Source organism: Bacillus sp. FSL M8-0256, from assembly GCF_038005765.1.
In the GTDB taxonomy this organism is placed as follows: domain Bacteria; phylum Bacillota; class Bacilli; order Bacillales; family Bacillaceae; genus Bacillus; species Bacillus safensis.
On sequence record NZ_JBBOTU010000001.1, the window covers coordinates 132,701 to 149,336 of the forward strand.

The following is a 16,636-nucleotide window of genomic DNA, read 5'->3' on the forward strand; positions in this document are numbered from 1 at the left end:
GTGCTCAAAATAAAACCTGTTACTTTGGAGGATATTCGATGTCTTATGATAAAGTATCACAGGCTCAATCCATTATTATCGGTACGAAGCAAACAGTAAAAGCTCTGAAACGAGATTCAGTAAAGGAAGTCGTCGTAGCGAAAGATGCTGATCCTGCTTTAACTGCTAGTGTATTGAAACTAGCACAAGAGAAGGGTGTAGACATTTTAGTGGTAGATTCCATGAAAAAGCTCGGCAAGGCCTGCGGAATTGAAGTTGGGGCAGCAGCTGTTGCCATTATGTTATAACGTACTTGTTTTGTTTTTGCATGCTTAAAATGCAAAAGCATTGTTTTTTGCCTTTTGATGAACCACCTGGGTATGTGGGTTATAAAAAAAGTAATGAAGGGAGGAATAACAACATGCCTACAATTAATCAGCTAGTACGCAAAGGACGCGTGAGTAAAGTTGAAAACTCAAAGTCTCCTGCACTTAACAAAGGATACAACAGTTTCAAAAAAGAGCACACTAACGTAACATCTCCACAGAAGCGCGGGGTTTGTACTCGTGTCGGTACAATGACACCGAAAAAACCAAACTCAGCACTACGTAAATATGCTCGTGTACGTTTGTCTAACCTGATTGAAGTAACAGCTTACATTCCTGGTATCGGACATAACCTACAAGAGCACAGTGTAGTACTTATCCGTGGCGGACGTGTAAAAGACTTACCGGGTGTACGTTACCACATCGTTCGTGGTGCGCTTGATACTGCCGGAGTTGACGGTCGTATGCAAGGACGTTCTAAATACGGAACAAAACGCCCTAAACAAAGCAAATAATACAAACAAACATAAGGGTTTTTAGAAGTTGATATCAGATCAGTGGAGTCAGGTAACTGACAATGATATTGAGATGAGAGACAGATAGAAATCCTTTTAAAAGAGAAGGGAGGCTATTCAGATGCCACGTAAAGGTCCTGTAGCAAAAAGAGACGTATTGCCAGATCCAATTTACAATTCTAAACTTGTATCTCGTTTGATCAACAAAATGATGATCGACGGTAAAAGAGGAAAAGCACAAACAATTCTCTACAAGTCATTTGATATCATCAAAGAACGTACTGGTAATGAAGCGATGGAGGTTTTCGAACAAGCCTTGAAAAACATCATGCCAGTTCTTGAAGTTAAAGCACGTCGTGTAGGTGGAGCTAACTACCAAGTTCCTGTAGAAGTTCGCCCAGACCGTCGTACTACTTTAGGTCTTCGCTGGTTAGTAAACTACGCTCGTCTTCGTGGAGAAAAAACGATGGAAGAGCGTCTTGCTAACGAAATCCTTGACGCAGCTAACAACACTGGTGCTGCTGTTAAGAAACGTGAAGATACACACAAAATGGCAGAAGCGAACAAAGCATTCGCTCACTACCGCTGGTAGGATTTATACCAAACTAAAAAAACTATTCCCTAATGAGGAAGGAGAAATTACCCAATGGCAAGAGAGTTCTCCTTAGACAAAACTCGTAATATTGGTATCATGGCTCACATCGATGCCGGTAAAACGACAACGACTGAGCGTATCTTATACTACACTGGTCGTATCCATAAAATTGGTGAAACTCACGAAGGAGCTTCACAAATGGACTGGATGGAGCAGGAGCAAGAACGTGGTATTACAATCACTTCTGCTGCTACTACAGCACAATGGAAAGGTTACCGTGTAAACATCATCGATACACCAGGACACGTAGACTTCACTGTTGAAGTTGAACGTTCTTTACGTGTACTTGATGGTGCGGTTGCTGTTCTTGATGCACAATCAGGTGTAGAGCCACAAACTGAAACAGTTTGGCGCCAAGCAACAACTTACGGAGTACCTCGTATCGTATTCGTTAACAAAATGGATAAAACCGGTGCGGACTTCCTTTACTCTGTAAGCACATTAAGAGATCGTCTTCAAGCGAACGCTCATGCAATTCAATTGCCGATCGGCGCTGAAGATCAATTCGAAGGAATCATCGACCTTGTAGAAAACGTAGCATACTTCTACGAAGATGACCTTGGAACTCGCTCTGATGCTAAAGAAATCCCTGCTGAGTATAAAGACAAAGCTGAAGAGCTTCGCAGCAGCCTAATTGAAGCTGTCGCTGAGCTTGATGAAGAGCTTATGGAAAAATACCTTGAGGGTGAAGAAATCACAATTCCTGAATTGAAAGCTGCAATCCGTAAAGGAACATTGAATGTTGAATTCTACCCAGTTCTTGTTGGATCTGCTTTCAAAAACAAAGGTGTTCAGCTTGTACTTGACGCTGTGCTTGACTACCTTCCTGCACCAACTGATGTTGCTGCAATCAAAGGTATCCTGCCAGATTCAAATGAAGAGGTTGTTCGTGAGTCTACTGATGACGCACCATTCGCAGCTCTTGCATTTAAAGTTATGACTGACCCTTATGTTGGGAAACTAACTTTCTTCCGCGTATACTCTGGAACACTTGATTCTGGTTCATACGTGAAGAACTCTTCTAAGAACAAGCGTGAACGTGTTGGACGTATCCTTCAAATGCACGCAAACAGCCGTGAAGAAATCTCTACTGTATATGCAGGGGATATCGCAGCAGCTGTAGGTCTTAAAGATACTTCTACTGGTGACACTCTTTGTGACGAGAAAAATCTTGTTATCCTTGAGTCTATGGAATTCCCAGAGCCAGTAATCGATGTAGCTATCGAGCCTAAATCTAAGGCTGACCAAGATAAAATGAGTATCGCTTTAGCTAAACTAGCTGAAGAGGATCCAACATTCCGTACACAAACAAACCCTGAAACTGGTCAAACGATCATCTCTGGTATGGGTGAGCTTCACCTTGATATCATTGTTGACCGTATGAAGCGTGAATTCAAGGTTGAAGCTAACGTAGGTGCTCCTCAGGTTGCGTACCGTGAAACATTCCGTTCTGGTGCAAAAGTTGAAGGTAAATTCGTACGTCAGTCTGGTGGACGCGGTCAGTTCGGACACGTTTGGATCGAGTTCGAACCAAACGAAGAAGGCGCGGGATTCGAGTTTGAAAATGCAATCGTCGGTGGGGTTGTTCCACGTGAATACATCCCAGCAATTCAAGCAGGTCTTGAAGATTCACTTGAAAATGGTGTATTAGCTGGATTCCCATTAATCGACATCAAAGCAAAATTATTTGATGGATCTTACCACGATGTTGACTCGAACGAAATGGCGTTCAAAATTGCTGCATCTATGGCATTGAAAAATGCTGTCAGCAAATGTAACCCAGTTCTACTTGAGCCAATGATGAAAGTGGAAGTTGTTATCCCAGAAGAATACATGGGAGACATCATGGGTGATATCACATCTCGTCGTGGACGTGTAGAAGGTATGGAAGCTCGCGGTAACGCTCAAGTTGTTCGCGCTATGGTTCCACTTTCTGAAATGTTCGGATATGCTACTGCACTCCGTTCTAACACACAAGGACGCGGTACTTTCACTATGCACATGGATCACTACGAAGAAGTGCCTAAGAGCATCAGTGAAGAAATCATCAAAAAAAATAAAGGTGAATAATTGATTTTGCCTTTAAACTAAAGTATAACTACTATTGAAGATCAGAAAGTGAGAGGTAACTCTTCACTTTCTATCACTCTATACCAAATACAATGAACCTTTAAGGAGGATTTTTAGAATGGCTAAAGAAAAATTCGACCGTTCCAAATCGCATGCTAACATTGGTACAATTGGACACGTTGACCATGGTAAAACAACTCTAACTGCTGCTATCTCAACAGTTCTTCATAAGAAATCTGGTAAAGGTACAGCTATGGCTTATGACCAAATCGATGGTGCTCCAGAAGAGCGCGAGCGTGGAATCACAATCTCAACTGCACACGTTGAGTATGAAACTGAAACTCGTCACTATGCACACGTAGACTGCCCAGGACACGCTGACTATGTTAAAAACATGATCACTGGTGCTGCTCAAATGGACGGCGCGATCTTAGTAGTATCTGCTGCTGATGGTCCAATGCCACAAACACGTGAGCACATCCTACTTTCTCGTAACGTAGGTGTACCATACATCGTAGTATTCCTTAACAAATGTGACATGGTTGACGATGAAGAGTTACTTGAACTTGTTGAAATGGAAGTTCGTGACCTTCTTTCTGACTATGACTTCCCTGGTGACGATGTACCAGTTATCAAAGGTTCTGCTCTTAAAGCTCTTGAAGGAGATGCTGATTACGAAGCAAAAATCTTTGAACTTATGGATGCGGTTGATGAGTACATCCCAACTCCAGAGCGTGACACTGAGAAGCCATTCATGATGCCAGTTGAGGACGTATTCTCAATCACTGGTCGTGGAACAGTTGCTACTGGTCGTGTTGAGCGTGGACAAGTTAAAGTCGGTGACGAAGTTGAAATCATCGGTCTTCAAGAAGAAAACGGTAAAACAACTGTTACAGGTGTTGAAATGTTCCGTAAACTTCTTGACTATGCTGAAGCTGGTGACAACATCGGTGCACTACTTCGTGGTGTATCTCGTGAAGATATCCAACGTGGTCAAGTACTTGCTAAACCAGGTACAATCACTCCACACAGCCGCTTCAAAGCTGAAGTTTATGTACTTTCTAAAGAAGAGGGTGGACGTCATACTCCATTCTTCGCTAACTACCGTCCGCAGTTCTACTTCCGTACAACTGACGTAACTGGTATCGTACATCTTCCAGAAGGTACTGAAATGGTAATGCCTGGCGATAACACTGAGATGGAAGTTGAACTTATCTCTACTATCGCTATCGAAGAAGGAACTCGTTTCTCTATCCGTGAGGGTGGACGTACTGTAGGTTCTGGCGTCGTTTCAACTATCATTAAGTAATAAACATATAAAAGAGACTCCTTGCAAAAGGGTCTCTTTTTTTGCTTTTCCAGATCAGAACGGCTACTATAAGCTATAGAATCTAAATGGAACCGAGAGGATCGCTGGAATGGCAAAGACATATTTGAAAAAATGGTCGATCGGCGGAATTGACCAATGGATTAGGATGAAAGAAGATCAGACGAGTGAAACGAAGCCTGTACTTTTATTTTTACACGGTGGGCCCGGCTCAGCTCAAATCAGTTATATTGATTCCTTTCTCGAGGAACTTGATCAAGACTTTACAGTTGTCCATTGGGATCAGCGTGGCGCAGGACTTTCCTATCACGAGAATCTTCCCGATGCATCGATGACCATTCAGCAATTTATTGAAGACACGATTGAATTGACAGAGAAGATCCTATCTTATCTAGGTCATTCAAAATTGTATATCGCAGGATACTCGTGGGGATCATTAATTGCCATACAAGCAGTACATAAGCGTCCGGATCTTTATCATGCTTATTATGGGATTAGTCAGGTAGTAGATGTGTTAAAGGAAGATATCGTATCATACGAGCTTCTTTTGAAGAAATACCATCGCAATCGGCTGTTTACTGGGTGTCTGCGATTACTGACGCCTCCTCCATGGAAACGGACATCAGCTCATGCCTTGTTTTCTCTATATAAAGAGTTTGCGAGCGTAGGTCTCACACATAGATGGAAGCCGGTTTTTCAAATACTAAAAGGGTTTCTTTTTAGTAAGCAATATCAGCTGAAAGATAAATGGAAGTTCATAAAAGGGCAGAAGTTTAGTCAAGACAAGTTATGGGATCAGCTAATGAATGAGAGTATTCAATACCGAGTTTCTACTATATTAATACCGTGCTACTTTCTCATTGGCGATCACGACATGATTACACCAGCTGCTGTATCAAAACCATATGTTGATCAATTAAAAGCACCAATCAAAGAATGGTTTACCTTTAAAGACTCTGCACATTCTCCGCATATCGAAGAGCCAGATGAATTTATACGTATCATAAGAAAGACTGCTATACATCATCTTCAGGGAAAGCTTGATTTATAGGCTGAATCCCTGTATAATATGAAAAGTGTGCAAATCATAAATTTATCCGATTTATTATTGCAACACGCAGGCCAATTTGGTACAATAGTGCATGTTGGTCTTTGACTGCGATGAAGTGAGAGGTTGCTGACACACCCGGCCGCTTTGCCATGGCGAGGTGATCAGGTTTTTCTCACGGAGAACTGTCTAACGTAAGTAGGCGAAAAGGAGGGAAAATAATGGCAAAACAAAAAATTCGTATTCGTTTAAAAGCATATGATCATAGAATTCTTGATCAATCTGCCGAGAAGATTGTTGAAACGGCTAAGCGTTCTGGTGCTAGTGTATCTGGTCCAATCCCGCTTCCGACTGAAAAATCAGTTTACACAATCCTTCGTGCGGTGCATAAGTACAAAGATTCTCGTGAGCAATTCGAGATGCGTACTCACAAACGTCTAATCGACATCGTGAATCCAACTCCGCAAACAGTTGATGCACTTATGCGTTTAGATTTACCATCTGGTGTAGATATCGAAATCAAACTTTAATTCAAATAGAAAACACATATTATAGGAGGTGTGACTAATGACCAAAGGAATCTTAGGTAGAAAAATTGGTATGACGCAAGTATTCGCAGAAAACGGTGATCTTATCCCTGTAACTGTTGTTGAGGCTGCTGCTAACGTTGTTCTTCAAAAGAAGACTGTTGACACGGATGGCTATGAAGCAATCCAAATCGGTTTTGATGACAAACGTGAAAAGCTTTCTAACAAGCCAGAGAAAGGCCACGTTGCTAAAGCGGAAACTGCTCCTAAGCGCTTCGTAAAAGAATTACGCGGTGCGGAGTTAGATGCGTATGAAGTTGGTCAGGAAGTCAAAGTTGATATTTTCGCAAATGGAGATATCGTAGATGTAACAGGAACATCAAAAGGTAAAGGATTCCAAGGGGCTATCAAACGCCACGGACAATCACGCGGACCAATGACTCACGGTTCACGTTACCACCGTCGTCCTGGTTCAATGGGACCTGTTGATCCAAACCGTGTATTCAAAGGTAAACTTCTTCCAGGTCGTATGGGCGGAGAGCAAATCACTGTCCAAAACCTTGAGATCGTGAAAGTTGATGCAGAACGCAATCTTCTATTGATCAAAGGAAACGTACCAGGAGCTAAAAAATCTCTAGTAACTGTAAAGAGTGCAGTTAAATCTAAATAACTCTCTTAGGAAAGGAGGAAACAAGTCATGCCAAAAGTAGCATTATATAACCAAAACGGTTCTACTAACGGTGAAATCGAATTAAACGCTTCTGTGTTTGGAATCGAGCCAAACGAAAGCGTAGTATTCGATGCTATTCTTATGCAAAGAGCTTCCTTACGTCAAGGAACTCACAAAGTAAAAACTCGTTCTGAAGTACGTGGCGGAGGTCGTAAGCCTTGGAGACAGAAGGGTACAGGTCGTGCTCGTCAAGGTTCTATCCGTTCACCACAATGGCGCGGAGGCGGTATCGTATTCGGTCCAACACCACGCAGTTATTCTTATAAATTACCTAAAAAAGTTCGCCGCTTGGCTATCAAGTCAGTATTGTCTTCTAAAGTAATCGACAACAACATCATCGTTCTTGAAGATCTGACTCTTGATGCAGTGAAAACGAAAGAATTCGCAGGCATCCTTAAAGGATTATCTGTTGAGAAGAAAGCGTTGATCGTCACTGCGGATGCAAACGAAACAGTTGCTTTATCTGCTCGTAACATCCCTGGAGTAACAGTTGTTGAAGCTAACGGTATCAACGTTCTTGACGTTGTCAACCACGACAAACTTCTGATCACTAAAGCAGCGGTTGAAAAAGTAGAGGAGGGACTTGCATAATGAAAGATCCTCGTGATGTTCTAAAGCGCCCTATCATTACTGAACGTTCTGCTGATCTAATGACAGAGAAGAAGTACACGTTCGAAGTTGATGTCAGAGCTAACAAAACAGAAGTGAAAGACGCTGTTGAAGAAATCTTTGGAGTGAAAGTTGAGAAAGTCAACGTTCAAAACTACAAAGGAAAATCAAAACGCGTTGGACGCTACACTGGTATGACTAGCCGTCGCAGAAAAGCGATCGTGAAATTAACTGCTGACAGCAAAGAAATCGAAATTTTTGAAGCGTAAATCTTAAAAAGAAGGAGGGAAATTCAAAATGGCGATTAAAAAGTATAAACCAACCAGTAATGGTCGTCGTGGCATGACTACTTCAGATTTTGCTGAAATCACGACTGACAAACCAGAAAAATCGTTGCTTGCACCGCTACACAAAAAAGGCGGACGTAACAACCAAGGTAGATTGACTGTTCGTCATCAAGGTGGCGGTCACAAACGTCAATACCGTATCATCGACTTTAAGCGTGATAAAGACGGTATACCTGGACGCGTTGCTACAATCGAGTATGATCCAAACCGTTCAGCTAACATCGCTCTTGTAAACTATGCAGATGGTGAGAAACGTTACATTCTTGCTCCGAAAGGAATCCAAGTTGGTACTGAAGTTACTTCTGGACCAGAAGCTGACATCAAACCAGGTAATGCTCTTCCACTTATCAACATCCCAGTTGGTACAGTTGTGCATAACATTGAATTAAAACCAGGTAAAGGTGGACAATTAGTTCGTTCTGCTGGTACTTCTGCTCAAGTTCTAGGTAAAGAAGGTAAATACGTTCTTGTACGTTTGAACTCAGGAGAAGTTCGCATGATTCTTTCTGCTTGCCGTGCGACTATCGGTCAAGTTGGAAACGAGCAACACGAATTAATCAACATCGGTAAAGCTGGACGTTCTCGCTGGAAAGGCGTACGCCCAACAGTTCGTGGTTCTGTAATGAACCCTAACGATCACCCACACGGTGGTGGTGAAGGACGCGCTCCAATCGGACGTAAATCACCAATGTCTCCATGGGGTAAACCGACTCTTGGATTCAAGACTCGTAAGAAAACCAACAAGTCTGATAAATTCATTGTACGTCGTCGTAAAAACAAGTAACGGGGTTGTCTACGGTTCATTTAGGACCGTAGTTCAATCACGAAGGGAGGTTCCACAATGGCTCGCAGCTTAAAAAAAGGACCATTTGTTGATGATCATTTGATGGCTAAAGTCGAGAAATTGAATGAAACTGACAAAAAGCAAGTCGTAAAAACTTGGTCTCGTCGTTCTACAATTTTCCCACAATTCATCGGTCACACAATCGCTGTCTATGACGGACGCAAACATGTACCTGTTTTCATTTCTGAAGATATGGTAGGTCACAAATTGGGCGAATTCGCACCAAGCCGTACTTACAAAGGTCATGCTAGTGACGATAAAAAAACAAGACGCTAATGAGAGGAGGCTTTTAAATGCAAGCTAAAGCTGTCGCAAGAACAGTCCGTATTGCTCCTCGTAAAGCACGTCTAGTAATGGACCTGATCCGAGGTAAGCAAGTAGGAGAAGCAGTTTCTATCTTAAACCTTACACCTAAGGCTGCTTCACCAATTATTGAAAAAGTATTAAAATCTGCTATCGCAAACGCTGAGCACAACTACGAGTTGGACGCTAACAGCCTAGTGATTACTCAAGCATTCGTTGACGAAGGTCCAACACTTAAGAGATTCCGTCCACGTGCTATGGGTCGTGCGAGCGCAATTAACAAACGTACTAGCCACATTACAATCGTTGTATCAGAAAAGAAGGAGGGATAATCCGTGGGTCAAAAGGTAAATCCAGTAGGTCTTCGTATTGGCGTCATTCGTGATTGGGAATCTAAATGGTTCGCAGGAAAAGATTACGCTGACTTCTTACATGAAGACTTGAAAATCCGTGAATTCATCAGCAAGCGTTTGTCTGACGCGTCTGTTTCTAAAGTAGAAATCGAACGTGCTGCAAACCGCGTAAATATCACAATCCACACGGCTAAACCAGGTATGGTAATTGGTAAAGGCGGATCTGAAGTTGAAGCACTTCGTAAAGCTCTTAACAGCCTAACTGGCAAACGTGTACACATCAACATTCTTGAAATCAAGAGAGCAGATCTTGATGCTCAGCTAGTTGCTGAAAACATCGCTCGTCAACTTGAAAACCGTATTTCATTCCGTCGTGCACAAAAACAAACAATCCAACGCACAATGCGTGCTGGAGCACAAGGAATCAAAACAATGGTTTCTGGTCGTCTTGGCGGTGCAGATATTGCTCGTTCTGAATATTACAGTGAAGGTACTGTTCCATTGCACACACTTCGTGCTGACATCGACTATGCTACTGCTGAAGCTGACACTACTTATGGTAAGCTTGGCGTAAAAGTATGGATCTATCGTGGAGAAGTCCTTCCAACTAAGAAGAATACTGCGGAAGGAGGAAAATAATATGTTATTGCCAAAACGCGTGAAGTATCGCAGAGAACATCGTGGAAAAATGCGTGGTCGTGCAAAAGGCGGTACTGAAGTACATTTCGGTGAGTACGGTATCCAGGCTCTTGAAGCTTCTTGGATCACAAACCGTCAAATCGAAGCTGCTCGTATTGCTATGACTCGTTACATGAAACGTGGCGGTAAAGTTTGGATTAAAATTTTCCCTTCTAAGCCATACACAGCTAAACCTCTAGAGGTCCGCATGGGTTCCGGTAAAGGTGCTCCAGAAGGATGGGTAGCTGTAGTAAAACCGGGCAAAGTTTTATTTGAAATTTCTGGTGTGTCTGAAGAAGTTGCTCGTGAAGCTCTTCGTCTTGCATCTCACAAATTGCCAATTAAAACGAAGTTCGTAAAACGTGAAGAAATTGGTGGTGAATCAAATGAAAGCTAATGAAATTCGTGACCTTACCACTGCTGAAATTGAACAAAAAGTAAAGTCTCTTAAAGAAGAACTTTTCAATCTTCGTTTCCAATTAGCGACTGGGCAGCTTGAAAACACTGCTCGCATTCGTGAAGTGCGTAAATCAATCGCACGCATGAAAACTGTGATTCGTCAAAGAGAAATCGCTGCTAATAAATAATAATTAGAGGGGAGGCCCCGCAAACATGAGCGAACGTAACCAACGTAAAGTGTATCAAGGTCGTGTTGTTTCTGACAAAATGGATAAAACCATCACTGTTGTAGTTGAAACATACAAAAAGCATTCACTTTATGGCAAACGTGTAAGATACTCTAAAAAGTTCAAAGCACATGATGAAAACAACCAAGCAAAAATCGGAGACATCGTAAAGGTCATGGAAACTCGTCCTTTATCTGCGACTAAACGCTTTCGTCTAGTTGAAGTTGTCGAAGAAGCCGTTATTATCTAATAAAGTTCGGATTTCTTTTTCCGAAAGGAGGTAACATTAATGATTCAACAGGAGACTCGTTTAAAAGTAGCTGACAACTCTGGCGCACGCGAAGTACTAACGATTAAAGTTCTTGGTGGCTCTGGACGTAAAACGGCTAACATCGGTGATGTCATTGTTTGTACGGTTAAACAAGCAACACCTGGAGGCGTTGTCAAAAAAGGTGAAGTTGTGAAAGCAGTTATCGTTCGTACTAAGAGCGGAGCTCGCAGAAACGATGGATCTTACATCAGTTTCGATGAAAATGCATGTGTCATCATCCGTGACGACAAGAGCCCACGTGGAACTCGTATCTTCGGACCAGTAGCACGTGAACTTCGTGAAAACAACTATATGAAAATTGTTTCTCTAGCACCAGAAGTACTTTAATGAATACAATCCGCGACTCAAGGAGGTGCGATTAAATGCATGTTAAAAAGGGCGATAAAGTAGTGGTTATCTCTGGTAAAGATAAAGGTAAACAAGGTGTCATCCTTGCTGCTTTCCCTAAAAAGGAACGTGTTTTAGTAGAAGGTATTAACCTTGTGAAAAAACACTCTAAACCAACCCAAGCTAACCCTCAAGGCGGAATTTCTGAACAAGAAGCGCCGATCCACGTATCAAACGTAATGCCGCTTGATCCTAAAACGGGTGAAGTGACACGTGTTGGGTATAAAGTTGAGGACGGAAAGAAAGTCCGTGTAGCGAAAAAATCTGGGCAAGTTCTAGATAAATAGTAAATAAGGAAGGGAGGTCTTTCTCATGAACCGCCTTAAAGAAAAGTATGTAAAAGAAATTACACCTGCATTAGTTTCTAAATTTGAATACACTTCAGTAATGCAAGTGCCAAAAATCGAAAAAATCGTGATCAACATGGGTGTTGGTGACGCTGTTCAAAACGCTAAAGCAATCGATACTGCTGTTGAAGAATTAACGTTTATCGCTGGTCAAAAACCTGTCGTTACTCGTGCGAAGAAGTCTATTGCTGGATTCCGTCTACGTGAAGGAATGCCAATCGGTGCGAAAGTAACACTTCGCGGAGAGCGCATGTATGATTTCCTTGATAAACTTATTTCTGTGTCTTTACCACGTGTACGTGACTTCCGCGGGATTTCTAAGAAATCTTTCGACGGTCGTGGAAACTACACGCTTGGTATTAAAGAACAGTTAATCTTCCCAGAAATTGATTACGATAAAGTAACAAAGGTCCGCGGTATGGATATCGTTATCGTTACTACTGCCAATACGGACGAAGAAGCACGTGAGTTATTAACTCAAGTAGGTATGCCGTTCCAGAAATAATCAATGAAAGGGAGGCGAAATCGTGGCTAAAAAGTCTATGATTGCGAAACAACAACGCAAACAAAAGTTTAAAGTTCAAGAGTATACGCGCTGCGAACGTTGTGGACGTCCACATTCAGTTATTCGTAAGTTTAAACTTTGCCGTATTTGTTTCCGCGAACTTGCATATAAAGGACAAATTCCTGGCGTTAAAAAAGCCAGCTGGTAATCCCCATAAATGGGAAGGAGGTTATTAAATAATGGTTATGACAGATCCGATTGCAGATTTGCTGACTCGTATTCGCAATGCGAACATGGTACGTCATGAGAAGCTAGAAGTACCGGCTTCAAAAATCAAAAGAGAAATTGCTGAAATTTTAAAGCGTGAAGGTTTTATCCGTGACGTTGAGTACGTCGAAGACAGCAAACAAGGAATTATCCGTTTGTTCCTTAAATACGGCCAAAACAACGAACGTGTTATCACTGGTCTTAAAAGAATCAGTAAACCTGGTTTACGCGTATATGCGAAATCAAATGAAGTACCACGTGTACTTAACGGACTTGGAATCGCAATTATTTCTACATCACAAGGTGTTTTATCGGACAAAGAAGCCCGTGCTAAACAAGCTGGTGGAGAAGTACTTGCTTACGTATGGTAAAAAAAGTTTAAGATGAATGGAGGTGCTTGGTATGTCTCGTATAGGTAAAAAACTAATCGAGATCCCTTCAGGAGTAACTGTGACAAACAACGATAACACAGTGACAGTAAAGGGACCAAAAGGTGAACTAACTCGTGCATTTCACCCTGATATGGAAATTAAAATTGAGGACAACGTCTTAACTGTAAGCCGTCCGTCTGAAAATAAAGAACACCGTGCATTACATGGTACAACACGTAGCTTGATTGCAAACATGGTTGAAGGTGTATCTAAAGGTTTCGAAAGAGGTTTAGAACTTATCGGTGTCGGTTACCGTGCAGCTAAATCTGGAAACAAACTTGTTCTTAACGTTGGATACTCTCATCCAGTTGAAATCGTTCCTGAGGCTGGAGTTGAAATCGAAGTTCCATCTCAAACGAAAGTAATCATTAAAGGTATCGATAAAGAGCGTGTAGGAGCTCTAGCTTCTAACATCCGCGCTGTCCGTGCTCCAGAGCCTTACAAAGGTAAAGGAATTCGTTACGAAGGTGAATTCGTTCGCCGTAAAGAAGGAAAAACTGGTAAGTAAGATCGCTTAAAGTGAAGAAAGGAGTGACTCGGATGATTACGAAAACTAGCAAAAACGCTACTCGTCTTAAAAGACATGCTCGTGTTCGTGCGAAACTTTCAGGTACTGCTGAAAGACCTCGCCTTAACGTTTTCCGTTCTAACAAGAATATCTACGCTCAAGTAATTGATGATGTTAACGGTGTAACACTTGTAAGTGCTTCTACTCTTGATAAAGAGTTAAAGATCGAGAATAGTTCTGACACTGCAGCTGCTACGAAAGTTGGCGAACTTGTTGCAAAACGTGCTGTTGAAAAAGGAATCTCTAACGTGGTATTTGACCGCGGAGGATACCTATATCATGGACGTGTAAAAGCTCTAGCTGAAGCTGCTCGTGAGGCTGGACTTAAATTTTAATAAAAGAAGGAGGGACACATCCGAATGAGTCGTATTGACCCAAGCAAATTAGAGTTAGAAGAACGCTTAGTTACGGTTAACCGCGTAGCGAAAGTTGTTAAAGGTGGACGTCGTTTCCGTTTTGCAGCTTTAGTTGTTGTCGGTGACAAAAACGGTCATGTAGGTTTCGGTACTGGTAAAGCACAAGAAGTACCAGAAGCGATCCGCAAAGCTGTTGAAGATGCGAAAAAGAATTTAATTGAAGTACCAATGGTTGGAACTACAATTCCACATGAAATCATCGGTCGATTCGGTGCAGGAAACGTTCTATTGAAGCCTGCTTCAGAAGGTACAGGAGTTATCGCTGGAGGCCCAGTGCGTGCGGTACTTGAGCTTGCTGGTCTAGCTGATATCCTTTCTAAATCTCTAGGTTCTAATACACCGATCAACATGATCCGCGCAACACTTCAAGGTTTAAGTGAGCTTAAACGTGCTGAAGATGTAGCGAAGCTTCGTGGAAAATCTGTAGAAGACCTGTTAGGATAAGGAGGGAACAATAATGGCAAATAAATTAGAAATTACCCTCAAACGCAGTGTAATCGGTCGCCCTGAAGATCAGCGTGTCACTGTTCGTACTCTTGGTCTTAAGAAAACAAACCAAACAGTCGTACATGAAGACAATGCAGCGATCCGCGGCATGATTAACAAGGTGTCTCATTTAGTTTCTGTTAAAGAACAATAAAACATTTTTAATCGATAAGGAGGTGCCCAAATGAAACTTCATGAATTGAAGCCTTCAGAAGGTTCACGTAAAGTACGCAACCGTGTTGGTCGTGGTATTGGATCAGGTAACGGTAAAACTTCTGGTAAAGGTCATAAAGGTCAAAACGCTCGTTCTGGCGGCGGTGTACGCCCTGGTTTCGAAGGTGGTCAGATGCCTTTATTCCAACGCCTTCCAAAACGTGGTTTTACAAACATCAACCGTAAAGATTACGCGGTAATCAACTTAGACAGATTAAACAGTTTTGACGAAGGAACGGAAGTAACTCCTGAACTTCTTCTAGAGACTGGTGCAATAAGCAAGTTAAAAGCAGGAGTAAAAATTCTTGGCAACGGTAAATTAGAAAAAAAATTAACTGTAAAAGCCAATAAATTCTCTGCTTCTGCGAAAGAAGCGATTGAAGCTGCTGGCGGTACAGCCGAGGTGATCTAACTTGTTTAAGACAATCTCCAATTTTATGCGCGTGAAAGATATACGGAATAAGATTATATTCACACTTTTAATGTTAGTCGTCTTTCGTATAGGTGCTTTCATCCCTGTGCCTAATGTGAACGCCGATGTTCTCCAGGCACAGGATCAAATGAGTGTTTTCGGCATCCTCAACACGTTTGGGGGCGGGGCACTTTTCCAATTCTCCATTCTTGCAATGGGGATTATGCCGTATATCACTGCTTCGATCATCATTCAGCTCTTGCAGATGGATGTTGTGCCGAAGTTTACTGAGTGGTCAAAGCAAGGAGAGGTTGGCCGCCGAAAATTAGCACAATTCACAAGGTATTTTACAATTGTTCTAGGATTTATCCAGGCGTTGGGAATGTCATATGGATTCAACAATATGGCAGGAGGCATGCTGATTGAAAACCCTGGTGTTTCAACGTATCTCTTAATTGCGGTCGTACTCACTGCGGGAACAGCATTTTTAATGTGGCTGGGTGAGCAGATTACTGCTCACGGTGTTGGTAACGGTATTTCGATTATTATCTTTGCCGGTATCATCGCTGGTATCCCTCAAACATTAAAACAAGTGTACGCTCAACAATTTGTAGGTGGAGATGGACAGCTGTTCATGCAAATCCTTAAAATTGCCCTTATTGTCATTGCCATTCTTGTCATTGTTATCGGTGTTATTTACATTCAAATGGCAGTGAGAAAGATTGCAATTCAATATTCAAAAGGAACTGGCCGTGCACAAATGTCTGCTAGTCAAGCAACGCACCTTCCATTGAAAGTGAATCCAGCAGGGGTGATTCCAGTCATCTTTGCCGTTTCTTTCATTATTACTCCGCAGACGATCGCATCGTTCTTCGGAACCAATAATGTGACAACTTGGATAACCAACAACTTTGACTATACTAAGCCAATCGGTATGACGATTTATGTAGCACTGATTGTTGCTTTCACATATTTTTATGCCTTTGTCCAAGTCAATCCTGAACAAATGGCTGAAAATCTGCAAAAGCAGGGTGGCTATATCCCGGGAGTTCGTCCAGGGAAAATGACTCAAGATAGAATTACGAGCATTTTGTACCGACTCACGTTTGTGGGCGCCATTTTCTTAGCCGTGATTTCAATACTTCCTATCTTTTTCATTCAATTCGCTGGATTACCTTCCGCTGCACAAATTGGCGGCACAAGTCTTCTCATTGTTGTAGGTGTTGCACTTGAAACAATGAAACAGCTTGAAAGCCAATTAGTGAAACGAAATTACCGTGGATTTATGAAATAAAACAGAGGGCTGGGCAGCTGCCCAACCTCTCTAAGTAAGGAA

At 42.0% G+C, this 16,636-nt stretch carries 28 protein-coding genes; all 28 read left to right on the top strand.

From position 1 onward, the window contains the following. Positions 1 to 38: 38 nt before the first annotated feature. The 28 genes from NSQ76_RS00700 (at position 39) to secY (ending at position 16,594) form a co-directional block, all read left to right on the top strand. On the top strand, positions 39 to 287 hold the full coding sequence (locus NSQ76_RS00700; RefSeq protein ID WP_024425593.1) for a 50S ribosomal protein L7ae-like protein: 249 nt from the start codon (positions 39 to 41) through the stop codon (positions 285 to 287). 113 nt (positions 288 to 400) lie between these two features. After that, a complete protein-coding gene (gene rpsL, locus NSQ76_RS00705; protein WP_008356518.1) occupies positions 401 to 820 on the top strand; it encodes a 30S ribosomal protein S12 in 420 nt (139 codons plus the stop codon). 121 nt (positions 821 to 941) lie between these two features. Then, on the top strand, positions 942 to 1,412 hold the full coding sequence (gene rpsG / locus NSQ76_RS00710) for a 30S ribosomal protein S7 (protein ID WP_008356520.1): 471 nt from the start codon (positions 942 to 944) through the stop codon (positions 1,410 to 1,412). A 54-nt stretch (positions 1,413 to 1,466) separates the two neighbouring features. Further along, positions 1,467 to 3,545 carry an elongation factor G gene (gene fusA, locus NSQ76_RS00715; protein ID WP_024425594.1) on the top strand — a complete coding sequence of 693 codons (2,079 nt, stop codon included), beginning with the start codon at positions 1,467 to 1,469 and terminating at the stop codon, positions 3,543 to 3,545. Positions 3,546 to 3,663: 118 nt separating this feature from the next. Beyond that, complete coding sequence (tuf, locus tag NSQ76_RS00720) at positions 3,664 to 4,854, top strand: elongation factor Tu (RefSeq protein WP_034283892.1); 1,191 nt, start codon at positions 3,664 to 3,666, stop codon at positions 4,852 to 4,854. Positions 4,855 to 4,963: 109 nt separating this feature from the next. Beyond that, complete coding sequence (locus NSQ76_RS00725) at positions 4,964 to 5,923, top strand: alpha/beta fold hydrolase (protein WP_341051740.1); 960 nt, start codon at positions 4,964 to 4,966, stop codon at positions 5,921 to 5,923. 218 nt (positions 5,924 to 6,141) lie between these two features. Next, a complete protein-coding gene (gene rpsJ / locus NSQ76_RS00730) occupies positions 6,142 to 6,450 on the top strand; it encodes a 30S ribosomal protein S10 (protein ID WP_003156464.1) in 309 nt (102 codons plus the stop codon). Positions 6,451 to 6,487: 37 nt separating this feature from the next. After that, the gene (rplC, locus tag NSQ76_RS00735; RefSeq protein ID WP_024425597.1) at positions 6,488 to 7,117 is read left to right on the top strand and encodes a 50S ribosomal protein L3; all 630 of its coding nucleotides are present in this window, start codon (positions 6,488 to 6,490) and stop codon (positions 7,115 to 7,117) included. Between the two features lie 27 nt (positions 7,118 to 7,144). Next, positions 7,145 to 7,768: a 50S ribosomal protein L4 gene (gene rplD, locus NSQ76_RS00740; protein ID WP_024425598.1), complete on the top strand. Its 624-nt coding sequence runs from the start codon at positions 7,145 to 7,147 to the stop codon at positions 7,766 to 7,768. Further along, a complete protein-coding gene (gene rplW / locus NSQ76_RS00745; protein ID WP_003217016.1) occupies positions 7,768 to 8,055 on the top strand; it encodes a 50S ribosomal protein L23 in 288 nt (95 codons plus the stop codon). Before rplD ends, rplW begins: the two co-directional genes overlap by 1 nt. A gap of 28 nt (positions 8,056 to 8,083) precedes the next feature. Next, the gene (rplB, locus tag NSQ76_RS00750; RefSeq protein WP_024425599.1) at positions 8,084 to 8,917 is read left to right on the top strand and encodes a 50S ribosomal protein L2; all 834 of its coding nucleotides are present in this window, start codon (positions 8,084 to 8,086) and stop codon (positions 8,915 to 8,917) included. A 57-nt stretch (positions 8,918 to 8,974) separates the two neighbouring features. Then, the gene (gene rpsS / locus NSQ76_RS00755; protein ID WP_003216920.1) at positions 8,975 to 9,253 is read left to right on the top strand and encodes a 30S ribosomal protein S19; all 279 of its coding nucleotides are present in this window, start codon (positions 8,975 to 8,977) and stop codon (positions 9,251 to 9,253) included. A 17-nt stretch (positions 9,254 to 9,270) separates the two neighbouring features. Next, entirely contained in the window at positions 9,271 to 9,612 is a 342-nt protein-coding gene (rplV, locus tag NSQ76_RS00760; protein ID WP_007496316.1) for a 50S ribosomal protein L22, read from the top strand. Between the two features lie 3 nt (positions 9,613 to 9,615). After that, entirely contained in the window at positions 9,616 to 10,272 is a 657-nt protein-coding gene (gene rpsC, locus NSQ76_RS00765) for a 30S ribosomal protein S3 (protein ID WP_003217241.1), read from the top strand. A 1-nt stretch (position 10,273) separates the two neighbouring features. Then, positions 10,274 to 10,708 (top strand): 50S ribosomal protein L16, encoded by a 435-nt coding sequence (rplP, locus tag NSQ76_RS00770; protein WP_003156478.1) that lies wholly within the window; start codon positions 10,274 to 10,276, stop codon positions 10,706 to 10,708. Further along, positions 10,698 to 10,898, top strand: coding sequence for a 50S ribosomal protein L29 (gene rpmC, locus NSQ76_RS00775; protein ID WP_003217155.1), 201 nt, complete (start codon positions 10,698 to 10,700; stop codon positions 10,896 to 10,898). The genes rplP and rpmC overlap by 11 nt, the downstream gene beginning before the upstream one ends. Positions 10,899 to 10,923: 25 nt before the next feature. Next, positions 10,924 to 11,187, top strand: a complete 264-nt coding sequence (rpsQ, locus tag NSQ76_RS00780) for a 30S ribosomal protein S17 (protein ID WP_003216906.1) — start codon at positions 10,924 to 10,926, stop codon at positions 11,185 to 11,187. Positions 11,188 to 11,226: 39 nt separating this feature from the next. Further along, positions 11,227 to 11,595: a 50S ribosomal protein L14 gene (gene rplN / locus NSQ76_RS00785; RefSeq protein WP_003216882.1), complete on the top strand. Its 369-nt coding sequence runs from the start codon at positions 11,227 to 11,229 to the stop codon at positions 11,593 to 11,595. A 35-nt stretch (positions 11,596 to 11,630) separates the two neighbouring features. Continuing rightward, positions 11,631 to 11,942 carry a 50S ribosomal protein L24 gene (gene rplX, locus NSQ76_RS00790; RefSeq protein ID WP_008356538.1) on the top strand — a complete coding sequence of 104 codons (312 nt, stop codon included), beginning with the start codon at positions 11,631 to 11,633 and terminating at the stop codon, positions 11,940 to 11,942. Between the two features lie 25 nt (positions 11,943 to 11,967). Next, positions 11,968 to 12,507, top strand: a complete 540-nt coding sequence (gene rplE / locus NSQ76_RS00795; RefSeq protein ID WP_024425600.1) for a 50S ribosomal protein L5 — start codon at positions 11,968 to 11,970, stop codon at positions 12,505 to 12,507. Positions 12,508 to 12,529: 22 nt separating this feature from the next. Further along, complete coding sequence (gene rpsN / locus NSQ76_RS00800) at positions 12,530 to 12,715, top strand: 30S ribosomal protein S14 (RefSeq protein ID WP_008356542.1); 186 nt, start codon at positions 12,530 to 12,532, stop codon at positions 12,713 to 12,715. Between the two features lie 31 nt (positions 12,716 to 12,746). Beyond that, positions 12,747 to 13,145 carry a 30S ribosomal protein S8 gene (rpsH, locus tag NSQ76_RS00805; RefSeq protein WP_007496327.1) on the top strand — a complete coding sequence of 133 codons (399 nt, stop codon included), beginning with the start codon at positions 12,747 to 12,749 and terminating at the stop codon, positions 13,143 to 13,145. A 31-nt stretch (positions 13,146 to 13,176) separates the two neighbouring features. Further along, positions 13,177 to 13,713, top strand: coding sequence for a 50S ribosomal protein L6 (gene rplF, locus NSQ76_RS00810; protein ID WP_024425602.1), 537 nt, complete (start codon positions 13,177 to 13,179; stop codon positions 13,711 to 13,713). 32 nt (positions 13,714 to 13,745) lie between these two features. Continuing rightward, positions 13,746 to 14,108, top strand: a complete 363-nt coding sequence (gene rplR, locus NSQ76_RS00815; RefSeq protein WP_008356544.1) for a 50S ribosomal protein L18 — start codon at positions 13,746 to 13,748, stop codon at positions 14,106 to 14,108. Between the two features lie 24 nt (positions 14,109 to 14,132). Continuing rightward, positions 14,133 to 14,633 carry a 30S ribosomal protein S5 gene (rpsE, locus tag NSQ76_RS00820; protein ID WP_007496332.1) on the top strand — a complete coding sequence of 167 codons (501 nt, stop codon included), beginning with the start codon at positions 14,133 to 14,135 and terminating at the stop codon, positions 14,631 to 14,633. A gap of 13 nt (positions 14,634 to 14,646) precedes the next feature. Next, complete coding sequence (gene rpmD / locus NSQ76_RS00825) at positions 14,647 to 14,829, top strand: 50S ribosomal protein L30 (RefSeq protein WP_003217067.1); 183 nt, start codon at positions 14,647 to 14,649, stop codon at positions 14,827 to 14,829. A gap of 30 nt (positions 14,830 to 14,859) precedes the next feature. Then, a complete protein-coding gene (gene rplO / locus NSQ76_RS00830) occupies positions 14,860 to 15,300 on the top strand; it encodes a 50S ribosomal protein L15 (RefSeq protein ID WP_003216888.1) in 441 nt (146 codons plus the stop codon). Position 15,301: 1 nt separating this feature from the next. Further along, positions 15,302 to 16,594, top strand: coding sequence for a preprotein translocase subunit SecY (gene secY / locus NSQ76_RS00835; protein ID WP_024425603.1), 1,293 nt, complete (start codon positions 15,302 to 15,304; stop codon positions 16,592 to 16,594). Positions 16,595 to 16,636 lie beyond the last annotated feature (42 nt).

Coding starts and splice junctions, on each gene's coding strand:
- NSQ76_RS00700 (WP_024425593.1), top strand. CDS start 39: ATGTCTTATGATAAAGTATCACAGGCTCAATCCATTATTATCGGTACG.
- rpsL (WP_008356518.1), top strand. CDS start 401: ATGCCTACAATTAATCAGCTAGTACGCAAAGGACGCGTGAGTAAAGTT.
- rpsG (WP_008356520.1), top strand. CDS start 942: ATGCCACGTAAAGGTCCTGTAGCAAAAAGAGACGTATTGCCAGATCCA.
- fusA (WP_024425594.1), top strand. CDS start 1,467: ATGGCAAGAGAGTTCTCCTTAGACAAAACTCGTAATATTGGTATCATG.
- tuf (WP_034283892.1), top strand. CDS start 3,664: ATGGCTAAAGAAAAATTCGACCGTTCCAAATCGCATGCTAACATTGGT.
- NSQ76_RS00725 (WP_341051740.1), top strand. CDS start 4,964: ATGGCAAAGACATATTTGAAAAAATGGTCGATCGGCGGAATTGACCAA.
- rpsJ (WP_003156464.1), top strand. CDS start 6,142: ATGGCAAAACAAAAAATTCGTATTCGTTTAAAAGCATATGATCATAGA.
- rplC (WP_024425597.1), top strand. CDS start 6,488: ATGACCAAAGGAATCTTAGGTAGAAAAATTGGTATGACGCAAGTATTC.
- rplD (WP_024425598.1), top strand. CDS start 7,145: ATGCCAAAAGTAGCATTATATAACCAAAACGGTTCTACTAACGGTGAA.
- rplW (WP_003217016.1), top strand. CDS start 7,768: ATGAAAGATCCTCGTGATGTTCTAAAGCGCCCTATCATTACTGAACGT.
- rplB (WP_024425599.1), top strand. CDS start 8,084: ATGGCGATTAAAAAGTATAAACCAACCAGTAATGGTCGTCGTGGCATG.
- rpsS (WP_003216920.1), top strand. CDS start 8,975: ATGGCTCGCAGCTTAAAAAAAGGACCATTTGTTGATGATCATTTGATG.
- rplV (WP_007496316.1), top strand. CDS start 9,271: ATGCAAGCTAAAGCTGTCGCAAGAACAGTCCGTATTGCTCCTCGTAAA.
- rplP (WP_003156478.1), top strand. CDS start 10,274: ATGTTATTGCCAAAACGCGTGAAGTATCGCAGAGAACATCGTGGAAAA.
- rpmC (WP_003217155.1), top strand. CDS start 10,698: ATGAAAGCTAATGAAATTCGTGACCTTACCACTGCTGAAATTGAACAA.
- rpsQ (WP_003216906.1), top strand. CDS start 10,924: ATGAGCGAACGTAACCAACGTAAAGTGTATCAAGGTCGTGTTGTTTCT.
- rplN (WP_003216882.1), top strand. CDS start 11,227: ATGATTCAACAGGAGACTCGTTTAAAAGTAGCTGACAACTCTGGCGCA.
- rplX (WP_008356538.1), top strand. CDS start 11,631: ATGCATGTTAAAAAGGGCGATAAAGTAGTGGTTATCTCTGGTAAAGAT.
- rplE (WP_024425600.1), top strand. CDS start 11,968: ATGAACCGCCTTAAAGAAAAGTATGTAAAAGAAATTACACCTGCATTA.
- rpsH (WP_007496327.1), top strand. CDS start 12,747: ATGGTTATGACAGATCCGATTGCAGATTTGCTGACTCGTATTCGCAAT.
- rplF (WP_024425602.1), top strand. CDS start 13,177: ATGTCTCGTATAGGTAAAAAACTAATCGAGATCCCTTCAGGAGTAACT.
- rplR (WP_008356544.1), top strand. CDS start 13,746: ATGATTACGAAAACTAGCAAAAACGCTACTCGTCTTAAAAGACATGCT.
- rpsE (WP_007496332.1), top strand. CDS start 14,133: ATGAGTCGTATTGACCCAAGCAAATTAGAGTTAGAAGAACGCTTAGTT.
- rpmD (WP_003217067.1), top strand. CDS start 14,647: ATGGCAAATAAATTAGAAATTACCCTCAAACGCAGTGTAATCGGTCGC.
- rplO (WP_003216888.1), top strand. CDS start 14,860: ATGAAACTTCATGAATTGAAGCCTTCAGAAGGTTCACGTAAAGTACGC.